Source organism: Anaerosporobacter mobilis DSM 15930 (assembly GCF_900142955.1).
In the GTDB taxonomy this organism is placed as follows: Bacteria; Bacillota; Clostridia; order Lachnospirales; family Lachnospiraceae; genus Anaerosporobacter; species Anaerosporobacter mobilis.
In genome coordinates this window covers 87,606-102,238 of record NZ_FRCP01000006.1, presented here as the reverse complement: position 1 = coordinate 102,238, position 14,633 = coordinate 87,606, and the positions used below count along the sequence as shown (strand labels likewise).

At 42.8% G+C, this 14,633-nt stretch carries 12 protein-coding genes and 1 pseudogene; 7 read left to right on the top strand and 6 right to left on the bottom strand.

Annotated elements, in window-relative coordinates; all coding sequences use genetic code 11:
• Positions 1-22: 22 nt before the first annotated feature.
• On the top strand, positions 23-4,594 hold the full coding sequence (locus BUB90_RS03310; protein ID WP_073282801.1) for a YodL domain-containing protein: 4,572 nt from the start codon (positions 23-25) through the stop codon (positions 4,592-4,594).
• Positions 4,595-4,597: 3 nt separating this feature from the next.
• Positions 4,598-4,801, top strand: a complete 204-nt coding sequence (locus BUB90_RS03305; protein WP_073282798.1) for a transposon-transfer assisting family protein — start codon at positions 4,598-4,600, stop codon at positions 4,799-4,801.
• A gap of 688 nt (positions 4,802-5,489) precedes the next feature.
• Here the strand turns inward: BUB90_RS03305 and BUB90_RS03300 are convergent.
• Positions 5,490-6,863, bottom strand: a complete 1,374-nt coding sequence (locus tag BUB90_RS03300) for a relaxase/mobilization nuclease domain-containing protein (protein ID WP_073282795.1) — start codon at positions 6,861-6,863, stop codon at positions 5,490-5,492.
• Positions 6,812-7,153 (bottom strand): plasmid mobilization protein, encoded by a 342-nt coding sequence (locus BUB90_RS03295; RefSeq protein WP_073282792.1) that lies wholly within the window; start codon positions 7,151-7,153, stop codon positions 6,812-6,814. Before BUB90_RS03295 ends, BUB90_RS03300 begins: the two co-directional genes overlap by 52 nt.
• Before the next feature lie 405 nt (positions 7,154-7,558).
• Between BUB90_RS03295 and BUB90_RS03290 the strand changes: the two genes are divergently transcribed.
• Genes BUB90_RS03290 through BUB90_RS03280 form a run of 3 tightly spaced genes read left to right on the top strand, consistent with a single transcriptional unit; the run spans position 7,559 to position 9,403 of the window.
• Positions 7,559-7,915 carry a nuclear transport factor 2 family protein gene (locus BUB90_RS03290; RefSeq protein WP_002584851.1) on the top strand — a complete coding sequence of 119 codons (357 nt, stop codon included), beginning with the start codon at positions 7,559-7,561 and terminating at the stop codon, positions 7,913-7,915.
• 21 nt (positions 7,916-7,936) lie between these two features.
• The gene (locus tag BUB90_RS03285; protein ID WP_073282788.1) at positions 7,937-8,800 is read left to right on the top strand and encodes a GNAT family N-acetyltransferase; all 864 of its coding nucleotides are present in this window, start codon (positions 7,937-7,939) and stop codon (positions 8,798-8,800) included.
• 57 nt (positions 8,801-8,857) lie between these two features.
• Positions 8,858-9,403 carry a GNAT family N-acetyltransferase gene (locus BUB90_RS03280; protein ID WP_073282785.1) on the top strand — a complete coding sequence of 182 codons (546 nt, stop codon included), beginning with the start codon at positions 8,858-8,860 and terminating at the stop codon, positions 9,401-9,403.
• Positions 9,404-9,613: 210 nt separating this feature from the next.
• Here BUB90_RS03280 and BUB90_RS03275 read toward each other — a convergent pair whose 3' ends face one another.
• From BUB90_RS03275 to BUB90_RS03255, 4 genes are all read right to left on the bottom strand, one after another.
• Complete coding sequence (locus tag BUB90_RS03275) at positions 9,614-9,817, bottom strand: hypothetical protein (protein WP_002584854.1); 204 nt, start codon at positions 9,815-9,817, stop codon at positions 9,614-9,616.
• A gap of 229 nt (positions 9,818-10,046) precedes the next feature.
• Complete coding sequence (locus tag BUB90_RS03265) at positions 10,047-10,502, bottom strand: XRE family transcriptional regulator (protein WP_002584855.1); 456 nt, start codon at positions 10,500-10,502, stop codon at positions 10,047-10,049.
• An 81-nt stretch (positions 10,503-10,583) separates the two neighbouring features.
• The gene (tet(32), locus tag BUB90_RS03260; protein WP_073282779.1) at positions 10,584-12,503 is read right to left on the bottom strand and encodes a tetracycline resistance ribosomal protection protein Tet(32); all 1,920 of its coding nucleotides are present in this window, start codon (positions 12,501-12,503) and stop codon (positions 10,584-10,586) included.
• 361 nt (positions 12,504-12,864) lie between these two features.
• On the bottom strand, positions 12,865-13,386 hold the full coding sequence (locus tag BUB90_RS03255) for an AAA family ATPase (protein WP_002584857.1): 522 nt from the start codon (positions 13,384-13,386) through the stop codon (positions 12,865-12,867).
• 213 nt (positions 13,387-13,599) lie between these two features.
• Between BUB90_RS03255 and BUB90_RS03250 the strand changes: the two are divergent.
• Both BUB90_RS03250 and BUB90_RS03245 read left to right on the top strand, forming a co-directional pair.
• Positions 13,600-14,017 (top strand): annotated as a pseudogene (locus BUB90_RS03250) (hypothetical protein); the annotation flags it as partial.
• 81 nt (positions 14,018-14,098) lie between these two features.
• Entirely contained in the window at positions 14,099-14,554 is a 456-nt protein-coding gene (locus tag BUB90_RS03245) for an XRE family transcriptional regulator (protein ID WP_073282775.1), read from the top strand.
• Positions 14,555-14,633 lie beyond the last annotated feature (79 nt).

The following is a 14,633-nucleotide window of genomic DNA, read 5'->3' as shown; positions in this document are numbered from 1 at the left end:
GAGGAAAAGGAGAAATAACCAGATGGCAGATGCGAGAACTGAAAAACAGAAAGTAAAGGAGATAACGGACAGGCTGGAGGAAGGCTTAAAGGAATTATTTGAGGGAGAAAAATACAAAAGCTACCTGAATACCATGTCAAAATTCCATAATTACAGCGCAAACAATATCCAGCTCATAGAGATGCAATGCCCTGACGCAACCTACGTTGCCGGGTATAAGGCATGGCAGAAGAATTTTGAGCGCCATGTGAACAGGGGCGAGAGGGGTATCCGTATCCTTGCGCCTTCGCCTTATAAAATCAAAGAGGAACAGGAAAAGATTGATCCGGTCACGAATGAGCCTGTGCTTGACCGGGACGGGATGCCTGTTGTGGAGGAAGTGGAGATAAAGATACCCGCTTTCCGGGTTGTCACAGTGTTTGATTATTCGCAGACGGACGGGAAAGAGCTTCCCGGACTCGGCGTGAGCGAGCTGCATGGGGATGTAGAGCGTTACCGGGATTTTATGGAAGCACTTGCAAGGGTTTCCCCTGTACCAATCCGCTATGAGGGCATGGAGGGTGACAGGAAAGGCTATTTTATTGACTTAAACCACCCTATCGCTATCAAGGAAGGCATGGGAGAAGCGCAGACTGCAAAAACCGGAGTGCATGAGGTAGCACACGCAAAACTCCATGCAAAGGAGGTTGAACAGGAAACAGGGATTGCCAAAGACAGGGAAACAAAGGAAGTGGAAGCGGAGAGCATCGCCTACACCGTCTGCCAGCACTTCGGGATTGATACGTCCGACTATTCTTTTGGGTATATCGCCGGGTGGAGCAGCGGAAAGGAAATGCCGGAGTTAAAATCTTCCCTTGATACGATACGCCGGACTTCTTCGGAACTGATAAAGGGGATTGAAGCACAGCTTTTGGAGATTGATAAAGAACGTGCTGCAGAACAGGCACAGGAGGACATCATTCTGCTTGTGGCGAATACAGACCGTTCAGAATATGACCTTTTGGGCGTTAGGGGCATGGAACGGACAGAGCTTTTTAATTCTTTGCTTGATATGAAAGATGATGACAGGCAGAGTGTGGAAGCCTACCTTGAAAGAGCCGGGGCGTGGGTAACGCTGCTTGGGAATGAGCGGAGCGAAGAAGTAGAGGAATACCATTTAGATTACGCTTACAATACGGATACTTATGAGATAACCGATTTTAAGGCATTGCAGGAGGAACGGGAGAGAGCCAACAAGCCGATTGAATATGCCGATGTTGTTGTCCGGATAGCCATGCCCGAAAACGGGGAGTATGAAACCATTAAAATCACAAATATGCAGTCGGAAGTGGAAAATGCCTTATATGATATGCTGCCCGGCGAAGGAAATGAGTGGGGCGGGAGTGTTACGGACTATCTGAAAGAAAAAGGCTTTGAATGTGTAACCATTATGAAAAGCGGCGGGGTGAATGACGGCTATCCGCAGTTTTATGATTTTGAGGTGGATATGGGCAAAAAGGAGATTCATGCCGCTTCGGAGCTTCCGATCATGCAGCAGGCAGAGCAGCTCATTAACCTCATGGAGTTCCACAGGTCTGTATATAGTATTGACGAGCGCAACCTGATTATGAACCATGCCTTTAAACTGGACGATATGGGGAAAACTACTTCCCTTGCATATTCCCTTGCGGAACAGAAAGACGATTTACCACTGCTTTTGGAAACAAAGGAAGTAGCACAGGCGGAGATAGATGCCCTTCCGGATGGCATGGTAGGTTTATCGGAGATGCACGAGTATGGCTATCTTTGGAATGAAATGCTGCCGCTGACGAAAGAGCGGGCATCAGAACTATTTGAGGAAGGCATGGAGGTATATCTGCTCCATTCAGACGGTTCGGAAACGCTTGCTGAGGATTGGGGCGCAGTGCAGGGGCATGACGGTCTGTTTGGCGTGGAACAGGACGATTGGAGTGCTTATCTGGAACAGGGATTAGAGGAAGATGCGCCAAGCCCGGAAATGCGGCTTCTGTATGGAAATGAGAGCAGGTTTGGTATCTATCAGCTTAAAGATACGGAGGAAACAAGGGATATACGGTTTATGGCAATGGATTATCTTGAAATGAAGGGTATCCCGGTTTCTAAAGAGAATTACACTCTGGTCTACACCGGGGAGCTGAAGGAAGGCATGAGCCTTGAAGATATTTATACCCGGTTCAATATAGACCGTCCGGCGGATTTTACCGGGCATTCCCTTTCTGTCAGTGATGTGGTGGTGCTGCATCAGGATGGGGAGAACACAAGCCATTATGTGGATTCCGTTGGTTACAGGGAGATACCGGAGTTTACGAAGGAACTTTCGGTATTTTCGGAAACCAGAGAAGAAAAAAATTCGGATATAGGGGATGCGGCAGAAGTGATGGAAAATACCGCAGAAAGCGGCATACAGAAAGAAGAGGATGCAGATAAATTTACCTACTATGTCATTGAGGATTTATCCGCAAGGGTAGGCAGTAATCCGGAAAAAGGTGAGGTAGAGCGATTTGACAGTCTTGCGGAAGCAATCACAAAGTTTAAGGAGTGCCGGGAGAGGGAAGATTCTGACCAGACAGGCATGACAAAGGCAGTATTTGGATTTGGTATCAATGGAAAGGAATTTGATGTTCTCCATGTGAAAAACAACCAAAACTGTGTGCCGCTTGAATTTACGCAGAATGAAGTGGAAAACAGCCGGTTCAAGAGTGATTTGCAGACTTTATATCAGGCGGTCGGTTTTGACCGGGCGGAGGTTTACCGGGAGAGGACGCCGGAGGAAACAAAAGATTTAGTAAAAGAATTGTTTGAGTTTCAGCTAAAGACCAGCGGCATAGATGATGTTTCAATGTATATGGACAGGTTTGATATTCTCTATGAACAGGGGAAAATGGGAAATCTGATGCCGGAGGGGGAGCAAAACCATATCCTTGAAAATATTCCTTTTGCGGAATGGAAGAATCCGTACATAGATGCCAGTGGCAGGGAAGAAACAGAGCTTGCTTTCCAGTTGGCAGACCGCTATATCAGTATTCAGGAAGCCAGTGAAGGGTATGATTACACAATTTACGATATGAGTTACTGGAAATTGGACGGTGGGGTGTATGACAATCCGGATATAACAATCAGACAGGCACTTGATGAGATTGTGGCGGATTTGAAAGAGCCGGCGCACCGGAGCGCTTTGGAAGGCAACATACAGGCGGATGATGAGCTGATACCGATTGATTATGACGGATTGATGGAAAAGGCAGAGCAGGCGGAAATGGCGCATCTGGAGGAACGTATCAGAAATGAAGTGCCGGAAGCGGCGGAAAGCAAGGTTGTAGCTGATTTTAAAGCCCGGACAGAGGAATTATGGAATGGCATCAATGGGCAGACACAGGAGGATATAGAACTTACCATATACGCCTATTTGCAGTCCAAGATTGACGAGTATGATATGGACATAGAGCTTGTGGATGTGGCGGTGTCCGGGAGCAGGTGCAGAGGTCTGGAACAGGACAATTCTGACTTTGATGTGGTTGTGGAATACCGGGGCGGGGAAACGGAGGATTTCCTGTTTAACACATTTAATGAGGACGGGTTAAGCATTGGCGGCGTGAAAGTTGACATCAACCCTATCACAGAAGGAAAGACCGGGACGCTTGGGCAGTATCTTCCGGGGGTAGAATCGTACCTTGCGGAAAGACGTGCTGCCCTGCAGGAGAGGAATACAGAACAGGCACAGGAAGAAAAGCAGACAGCCATTACCCTTACAGTGGCAGAGTGTGGGGAGTTCCATAACCTCGGAGAATACCATGAGGATATAGCAAGCGTGGAGGAAGCAATCGAAATTTTCAACCAGATACCGCCGGAGAGGATGAATGGTATCCGGAGCATCGGCATCAACATTCATACGGAAGGAACGGAAGCGTATGAGGACACACAGATGGATATTGTGTCGGGCAGGACTGCCGATCTGGAGATTTTAGATTATGTGCCGGACATTACAGACAATCCCAAAGCGGTAGCGGTAATTGCGGAGCTGATCGACAAGCTGCCGGATATTGAAGTGCTTGGCTCACTGGAAAAGTGGCAGGCGGCTTTCCTTGCCGCAGAAATAGACCAGCTTTCCTATGACTATGACACTTATCAGTACAATGATACGGTGAAGGACAGGGAAGCACAGGTAGCGAATATCGCAGAGGACATCAGGAACGGGAATACGGAGTATCTGAATGATTTCCTCAATGCCATGATTTCAGACAGCATGAGGGAGGGCATAACGGATCTATTCGGGAAAGGGACGGAGCTTGATGATAGTGAGGGTGTACAGACTGCAAGGAAGGCAAAGGAGCTTTTAGACAAACTGGCAGAGTATAAGCCGCTTGCGAAGATTGAGGAACTGGAAGAATGTAACTATAACATGATTGATAACGTCCTGAACAATGAGAAGCCAAAAGAGGAAAAAGAACACAAGGCGGGCAGGGTTTCCATAAAGGAAAAACTGGCGGAGAAAAAGGCAGTCATCGAGCAGAGGGATAAGTCAGGAAAAGAAGCTCCGGAAAAGGGGACGGAGAAAAAATCAGAGAGGGAGATATGAGCTATGGATAAATTTACAGTGGAAGAAGTCAATCTGATGTGTGTGTTTGAGGGGCAGGACAGAAGGGGCATGATTGCCGACATAAAGAATGTGATTCCCCACATACAGGACAGCGAAATGGTGGAGCTTGCCGGGCAGGTCTTAGGGAAACTGGAAACTATGAGCGATGAGGAATTTGCGGAGATTGGACTGGAAGCGGCAGAATAATTTATCGTGAAACTTTTATAGCATTATCCGACAGGAAGTGCTATAATTCTTTTTAGTCAGATTAGAGCAGGTAGGGATAGTCTGCGGTTGTCCTTTCTGGAAACGGAAAGGAGGTCGGTATGAATACGTTAGAAGTGCTTACGTTGGTGCTGGTGATTTTTGCAGCCTTGACATACATAGACAATAAACACAACCGCAAGTAACGGAAAAGGCTATCCTCTACTGCGAATAGGGGATAGCCGGTGATCCGTTTGTTTTTCTAAAATTGATTACTCGTTTCCGATTGTACAACCGTCGGACGTGCTAGAATCCTTCGGCTTCTATGATGATTATAAACCAACACTGCGGATTTTGCAAGAGGGTTTAGGAAGTGGGGGTGCTTCGGCACTCCTATTTTTTTGCGGATTTGTTGACTATATTACAGAAAAAGAGACTTGCCTGCAAGAGATTTTTACGAATCATATAAAAAGGCAGGAAGGAAAGAGTGGGATTCAGCAGGCGTCGGCACTGTGGTAATGTGTATAACTCCCCTTCTCATGGAGTTGTGGGCAACATTGTTTGCAGGATGTGGGAAAGCTGCACTTTGCTTTTCCATGTCCTGTGAACGGTGTTGTCCATGACGGAATGGGGAGTTATGCACATTTCCACGGTGCTTTTTTGGCTCTTAACAGGCGATTCTCCGCCCTTTTTACCGGGCAGGGGTGTTATTCCTGTCTGGCTCTTTTGGTGTGTCTTTCTGCGGCTCTGAGCGCCCTAAATACTGGTTGAGATTTTCCAGCTTCCGGTTCAGCGATTTCAGTTCCTTATCACAGTTTTTGTAGGTGGCAGTCAGTTCTTTCTTCTGTGTGGTCAGCTCCTGATATTCAGCTTTCAGCTTGTCAATGTTCAAGCCTTTTAGACTGATGCCCGCCTGCTCCAGCATACGCCTTGCGCCGCCATAGAGAATGATCTGGCTCTCATGCTTACGGAAATATGCGTCGGGGTTCTTAGCTTTTTTGTAGGCGATGTTATAGGATTTATTTGCTTTATACTGTTCTGCATACTTGATAATCTCTGCAAGGTCTTTGATGCGGTTTTCTAACTTACGGACAGTCTGTTTTGCTTCCTTCCCGGTGGCGGCTGTGGTGGCGATTTTCTGTTCCAGTTCTTTTATAGAACCGGCTTCATTGTAAGTCTGTGCAGCAATCTTTAAATTTTCAATCGCTGCCCACCTTTTCAGTCCCGGACTGTTCTGGAATTTTTCATCAGAGGTGTCAACTAGCCTTTTGTTTGCGTAATCTTTTTTCGGGATAACAGCTTTCCTCTCCCGTTTCAATTCAATCCGTTCTTTGATGCGTTCTTTTGTGTATTCCCTGCCGAGTGACTTTACGCTGCCACGCACAAAACGGTCTTTTCCAAGCGGGCGGAATGAGATATATTTTGGCGCATCTTCCCCAAAACTTTCCCCTTTTATCTCATAGCCTTTTGCCCGCATCAGGAGCAGAAATTCCTCATAGGTGGAAGATGATTTTATGGCAGCATTGATGTCCTTTCTTATCTGCGTTTTCCATGCCGCACCGCTTTTCTCTGACTGCCATTCGTTATATTTTTTGCCACGCTCCCCGCCGGGGATAATGACGGAAAGGTTATGCTCGTTGCACAGCTCATCACTCAATTTCCGGATGCGGTAATAGGTCTGTTTGCAGTCGTGATATTTGTTATGTTCAAAGTTGTCGGCAGCACAAAAAATGATGTGGTTATGGACGTGACCTTTATCAATATGTGTGGTGACAACGTAAGAATATTTTCCCTCTAAAACTTTGTCGGCAAGCTCTTTCCCTATCCGGTGCGCTTCCTCAAAACTGACCTCTCCGGGAGCGAAAGCCTGTATCAGATGATAGGCTTTATTTGGGCTGTTTTCCCGGCAGTGGTCTAAGGTATATTTGAAGTCAATCGCTGCGGTTTCCGGCGCACAGGCGTAAGAGGAGATGTAGATGCTTTCATCAGTCTTATCCGGGTTACAGATGTAGGCTACCGCTTTATCAACGGTTGCTGTGATAGCATGGATTTTTGTGTATGCCATACCTGTTTCATCAACTCCTTTACTTCGTCCATATCTTCCTGATAGACATGGTTTGTACTGTTAATTCTTTTTGCAATCTGGTTCAGGCTGGAGCTGATCCGTCCAAGCTCTGTGTTGTACTCCCGGAGGAAACTGTAATCAACATCATAGACATATCCGTAGAGGATGAGCTTCCGGAGGAAAGCTGATTTGCTTTTCATGCCGGACAGCTTAAACTTCTCATCAAGAATAAACTGCTCTTTATCGTCTAAGTGAAATTCGTTCCGGTTGGTGCGTGTCCTGTTTGCCATTTCTGATACTTCCTTTCCTGATTTTGGGTACAAAAAAACTGCTGTAAAATGTTCGGTTTACAACAGTCTGGTTTCGTGTCTGTTCAGTTGTTTTTGGATAGAATTATCCATGTGTTATTGTAGCAAATCTGCGGAAAATGGTCAAGGACTGGCAGAGAAAAAGCAGAAGGAAAATCAAAGAGGGTTAGGGATACTTCCCTATAGAAATTTCATCATACGGACGGTAGGGATGTATGGGGAATTTTGCCTATGTGTCCGGACATAGGCAGTGCTTGCTATTCTACCCTCGACACTCCCGGAGGGTGTGTTGGTTTGTGGAGTTTTTGTGCCTTTATAATGATTCTCGACTTTCAACTTGCTTTTTGATATAATAAAAACACACAAGGCATAGGAGGAAAAACAGAAATGTTAAGACCGAAAGAAGTTGTTCAGTTATGGGTAGATGCATTCAATAAACATGATGTGGAAGCAATTACAGCCCTTTATCATGAAAATGCGACGAATCACCAAGTAGCGAATGAGCCAGTAGTAGGAATTGAAGCAATCCGTACCATGTTCACAGCCGAATTTTCAACAGCGGATATGACAGCTATCGTGGAAAATATTTTTGAGGATGGGCAATGGGCAATCTTGGAATGGCGTGATCCATTGGGGTTACGGGGGTGTGGTTTTTTTCAGGTAGTGAATGGGAAAATTTTATTCCAACGAGGCTATTGGGATAAGCTTTCATTTTTGAAACAGCACAATCTTCCAATAGAGTAAATATAGCATTAAGGAGAAAATATGGAATACCGGACATTGGAAAATACAGATTCCGTTTGTATATACGAAGCGTTTACACAGGCATTTTCTGATTATCAGGTTTCAGTTGATATGCCTTTTAAATCTTTTGAAACAATGCTGAAAAGAAATGGATTTATGCCTGCGGTTTCAGTTGGAGCCTTTGCAGATAGAACGCTTGTCGGTTTTATCTTGAATGGAGTGAGAGATTGGGATAACGAAAAGACAGTCTATGACCTCGGAACAGGAGTTATCCCCGATTTTCGGAGAATAGGAATTATGGGGGAATTATTGAATCTGGTTAGCACTATATGTATAAAAAATAAAATCAGCATGTATCAACTGGAAGTGATTCAAGATAATGAGAAGGCGCTCACTTTATATAAAAAACAGGGATTTCGAATTAACAGAATATTGAATTGTTACCAACTGACGGGCAAGATAAAAGAACCGGGCGTACATAAAGTGTGGAAACTGGAACATCCGGAAAAATTACAAGATGATCAATGGACAGCGGTCAAAGATTTTTGGACTTATCCACCTTCATGGCAAAACGCAAAAGATGCTGTTTGTGCAATCGCTAAATCCTTTTCTTATACGATTGTTAAATTTGATGGAAACTTGATTGGATATGGTATTGTGGACAAAATAAAAGGAGATATTGCGCAGTTAGCGGTACATCCCCAATATCGCAGAATGGGAGTTGCCACAGAGATTTTGTTAGATTTACTTAAACAAACAAAGAGTTTAGAGATGAGGGTAATAAATGTGGATGAACGGGATCAGGCATTGAACGCTTTTTTGAAGAAATGGAAATTTAGTGTATTTGTTAAACAATATGAAATGAGAAAACATTTTTCTGATTAGGATATTGTATAGATGAAGAAGCTGACTTTGAGGACAGTTGTCAGTAAAGGAGCAGTTATGAGATATAACAAAACAATAATATTAAGTAATGGCATGGAATGTTGTTTGAGGAATGGAACAGAGAGTGATGGTCAGCTTGTAGTGGATAATTTCAATCTGACACATAGTGAAACAGATTATTTGCTTACATATCCAGATGAAAACAGTTTTAATGTCGAACAGGAGAGCCAGTTTCTGAAAGAAAAAGCTGAGAGTGAAAGAGAGATTGAATTGCTTGCCATAGTTGACAGTGTAATTGCGGGAACAGCAGGAATTGAGGCAATCGGTACAAAATATAAGGTACGGCATCGAGCAGAATTTGGCATCAGTGTTGTGAAAAAGTATTGGGGACTTGGAATTGGTAAGGCTTTGCTGACTTCGTGTATCGAATGTGCTAAAACAGCGGGATATAACCAGCTTGAACTTAAAGTAGTTGCTGAAAATGAAAGAGCAGTTTCTATGTATGAACGGGCTGGATTTGTTGAGTGTGGAAGAAATCCTAAAGGATTTCGCTCCCGCATAGTCGGATTTCAGGAAGTCATTTCTATGAGATTGGAATTGTGATGATCGATAAATTTATTCCAGTTTCAAAATGGAGGTTACTGTCTGCTGGGGTGACTGGTTGGAGTTGTTTAGCAAAAGCCAGTATGGGGAGTAGCCAAATTTTCCTTAATGTTTTTTAAATATTATCTCCCTTTTCAGATTATGGTTCTTTCGATTAAGATTACAGCATTCTAAACGAATGCCAACGCCAAAGATACACTTGTTTTGAATTTACTGACTGTTTTCAATCTCGTTTTCTATAAAATAATTTGCTATTTCAAAAGCCCTTATCCGTCTTTTCGCCAAAGTAATCTGTGACTTATATCTCTCTGGAGTTTCTTTTGCTTCAAAGGTTATTATGGTTTCCCGCAATTTATGCAATGTTGAATCAATTTGCCGTTTTGCTTCCATTAAATCTTCCTTACTATATTCCATTGTTACCCTCCATAACTTCTGATTGTTGCTGTCTTGACTATTATGTATCTTTTCTTTCCAAAATGGTATAGGCTTTTATTTTTGTAATGCTGCAAAACTTTTCTTCTGTAAGGTATGCAAAGGATATTTCCCTTTGCCGCCGCTTGCATTAAGCCGCCGCTATTGGAAAGCCAAAAGCAGCGGCTTTTTTTGCGATATGACCGAAAAGTCCAGAAAGCAGGATATGTCATCATTTGTCACTTCTTCTCAATGTAATTACCGCATGGCATAGCAAGCCAAATACAAGAGAAAAACAGCCACCGCCAAATAGTGATGCTCCCCACCCTGCACCCGACATTGTCATAAAACCGCCAACAAAGAAAATACCAATGCCAAGAAATATCCCGACACCATAAAAAAGTCCAATTGCCATATCATACTTATTAAATTGTCGTTTCTCCTTTTTTTCACATGTTTCCATTTTTGTTATTATCTCCTTCGCAAAATCGTCCATGTGGACGCCAAAAAGAAAACAAATTTTTTTCAATGTATTTAAATCGGGTTCATTAACATCTCTCTCCCAATTCGATAGCGCCTGCCGGGTAACATTCAATTCCCCGGCCAGTTCTTCCTGTGTCATTCCCGATTGTGTTCGCAGATGACGTATTTGTTTTCCTGTTGTAATATCCGTCTGTTTCTGGTTCAAAATAGTTCCTCCTCTCTGATGCTGATTTTATCAATGATATTTCGCAATAGCCAGCAATGAACGTTTGCATTGCGCAAGATGTTACATTATCTTCTGAAACATATGCCGGATCTTGTCTAAACGGCTGTTCGGGCGGCGTGGCTGAAACACAGGCTCGCCGGAAGTTTCCTGATACCCTTTTAATTCTGTAATGCAGACACTTCTTCCATTTGTATAAAAATTCAAATCATTTCTATATTCACCGATACAACGTGCAGGGATTTCCCCCTTAAAAATAACTTCATCTTTTTCAAGTCTGGTTGATTCAATGATTGCGCAATACTTTGGTGCGTCATTATAAGCCCGTGAAAGATATTCCTGCGGTGCAAAAAGGGTAAAGGAAAGGTATGGTTCCAACAGTTGTGTTCCTGCTTTTTTCAATGCCTGCTCCAACACGACAGGCGCAAGAAAACGAAAATCAGCGGGGGTGCTGACCGGGCTGTAATAAACTCCATAATCAAAACAAATTTGGCAGTCTGTCACTCCCCAGCCATATAAGCCCTGCTCCATTCCATAACGCACACCCTCCATGACGGCATTTTGAAAACTTTGGTTTAAATAGCCGAGAGATACCTCGCTTTTATATTGTGTTCCGCTTCCAACAGGAAGCGGTGTTACCGTCAAACCAATAGATGCCCAAAACGGATTCGGCGGCACTTCAATATGAATCGTGCAGCTCGCTTTTTTTTGCGGTCTTTCCAGATAAATAACCGAAGGCTCTTTCATAGCCACGCCCACATGATATTTTTCTTCTAATAGCGAACAAATAACTTCTAACTGTACTTTTCCCAAAAAAGATAATATAATCTCATGTGTAACAGTATCAATGTCAAAATGCAAAAGAGGGTCTGTATCAGCAATCTCTGCGAGGGCATTTAACAGGGCTTCCCTTTGCTCCGGCTTTTGCGGCTCTACCGTTGTCCGAAGTAATGGCATGGGATTATCAATCCGTGTTTTGTGAGGCAGGAGTTTTTCATTTCCCAGAATGTCGTTCAGTTTCAAAGTATCATCAGCTAAAATAACAATTTCTCCCGGACAGGCATGGTCAGCCGGGACGATTTCACCATTTGACGGAATACACATTTCTGTAATCTTTATTTTTTCCTTTTTTGACAGCAGCAGGGTATCCCGTAAATGGAGCGTCCCATGATACAGGCGTAAATAAGAAAGCCGTTTTTTCCGCTCTGTATACTCAACCTTAAAAACATATCCACATAATTCAGACTGAATATCGTCTGTTTCTGTAATGAAAGTTTCTGTAATCGCTTCAATCAGTTTTTCTGTTCCTAAATTGTCTTTTGCACTCCCATGATAAACAGGAAACAAAGAGCAGCATCTGGTTCTTTTGCACTTTTCATATTGTAATTCCTGTATATCCAAAGAATCCTCTGCAACATATCGTTCTAATAGTTCATCGCTTCCGGAAATAATCATATCCCATTTGTCCAAATCAGAAATATCGGTCATGGTTATCTTTGGCGACAGGGAAACCTCCTGCATGACAATCATATCACTGGTAAGTTTATCTTTAATGCTTTGGTAAACACGCCGCAGGTCGATCCCATTTTGGTCTATCTTATTTATAAAGATAATTGTCGGGATGTCCATTTTCTGAAGCGCATGGAATAATATACGGGTTTGTGCCTGTACGCCGTCTTTTGCCGAAATGACTAAAACAGCTCCGTCAAGGACAGATAAAGAGCGGTATGCTTCGGTTAAAAAATCCATATGGCCGGGAGTGTCCACAATATTGATTTTATAATCATTCCAGCAAAAAGAAGTAACCGCTGTCTGAATAGTAATTCCCCGTTGCCGTTCCAAAATCATAGTGTCTGTTCTTGTAGTTCCTTTATCCACGTTTCCTTGTTCCGCAATCGCTCCACTGGTGTACAGCAGGCTTTCCGTCAATGTTGTTTTTCCTGCGTCTACATGGGCGAGAATTCCAATATTGATTATTTTCATGTGATTGTCCTCCTTTTACAGCCCCAAAAGGGCATAAAAATCCCCAGCAGTAAAATACTTTTACCACTGGGGATTATAATTTGCGGACATACACATATACAGCATACACCTGTTTGTGATTGCTGTTTTTCGGATATGTCAAAATTGATAAGGCAAAAGTATTTTTAAATTGGGTACAAAAACCAAGCCCCCACAAAAGGGACTATCATAATCCTTTGTTCCCACTATTTGATTATAGTTTTATTTAAGAATACCTTGCCGCATATTTTTTACTCCTTTTTTGGAATGATGCTATTATATCACATTAGTTTTAGGAAAGAAAGTACCTAAAAGAAATTTTTCTTCCCCTTATATGGAACAATCATACCGACTTTCTGGCGTTCAGAATGGTTTCTGCTGTCTGCTGTGGTGTTTGGTTGGAATTGTCCAGCCAAAAGCCGATCCGTGGTGTTGTCTGCATAAATGTATCGTATAAGGTTTCGACCGTAAAGCCGGAATAGCCTGTTTTCTCCCTGTATCGTTCCCTTTCTTTTATTGTTTCCACATCTGGACAAAGAACGATAACCTCAACAGGGTATTTATGCAGATAATTTATCATTCGGTTTAATTCATCACCGTAGTAGTTATCTTGGATCACTACAGAAAAGCCGTTATCAAAGTATGACTTTGCCGCATCAGCAGTCAATTTGTATCGAAGGTACAGCTGGCGGACTGCTTCCGCTGATGGGGTAGCTGACATATTTTCTCTGCCTGAAATAATCATTTTTCGGAACACATCACCACGAAGATGGACGCATTTTTCTATTGATTTTGCCAGTAAATCGGAAACTGTAGATTTTCCAGAAGCCATTAAGCCTGTAATGAGATAAATTTTTGGATTCATTTCACTTCCTCCGGTACAAAAAATATGTACATGTAACTAATTCAACACATTTATAATTTGAATAGGGACATTATAGCAGTTACTAAATACAAATTCAATGTATACGGAAAGAAAGGTATAAGGAGTGGGAGGGATTCCGCCGTAGTCGGCATTGTAGGAAAATCCAAAAGTTTAAATTTTCCCACAATGCTTATTTTTGGTCTTTGGTTCGGCTTTGAATATGGTGTTTATTACAGCCCGGTCAGTACTCCGGCAGATTTCCGCCTTCTTGCGCCTGTTGTGTTGGAACAGGTATAAAAAAGCGGGAACACAAGTTTTAGAACCCTATCTTTCTTTTATCCTATTTGCGCCACAGGAATATCTTTCACGAGCTTATCATGATGCTGTGAAATATGATGCGGTAATTGAAACAACTTCGTTATAAAATAATGAGGCAATTTTAACTGGAGAAATACCAGCTCGGCGGATCGGGGAATATAAAAGTGATTTGAATTTCTATACAAATGGAAGAAGCGTTTGCTTGGCAGAATTGAAAGGGTATCAGGAAACTTCAGGGGAACCTGTAGTACAACCTTGCCGCCCAAATAGTCGGTTAGATAAGGTTCGCCATATGTTTCAGAAGATAATGTAATGTCTTGCGCAATGCAAGTGTTCATTGCTGGCTATTGCGAAATATCATTGATAAAATCAGTATCAGAGAGGAGGAACTATTTTGAACCAGGAACAGACGGATATTACAACAGGAAAGCAAATACGTCATTTGCGAACACAATCGGGAATGACACAAGAAGAACTGGCCGGGGAATTGAATGTTACCCGGCAGGCGCTATCGAATTGGGAGAGAGATGTTAGTGAACCCGATTTAAATACATTGAAAAAAATTTGCTGTCTTTTTGGAGTCCACATGGACGATTTTGCGAAGGAGGTAATAACAAAGATGGAAACATATGAAAAAAAGGAGAAACGACAATTTAATAAGTACGATATGGCAATTGGACTTTTTTATGGTGTTGGTATATTTCTTGGCATTGGTATTTTCTTTGTTGGCGGTTTTATGACAATGTCGGGTGCAGGGTGGGGAGCATCACTATTTGGCGGTGGCTGTTTTTCTCTTGTATTTGGCTTGCTATGCCATGCAGTTATTACATTGAGAAGAAATGACAAATGATGACATATTTCGCTTCTTTAAAAAGAAGCGTTCTGTACAGCAAAACGAGCCACAGTTTTGCAGAGGAAGGAGGTAATTA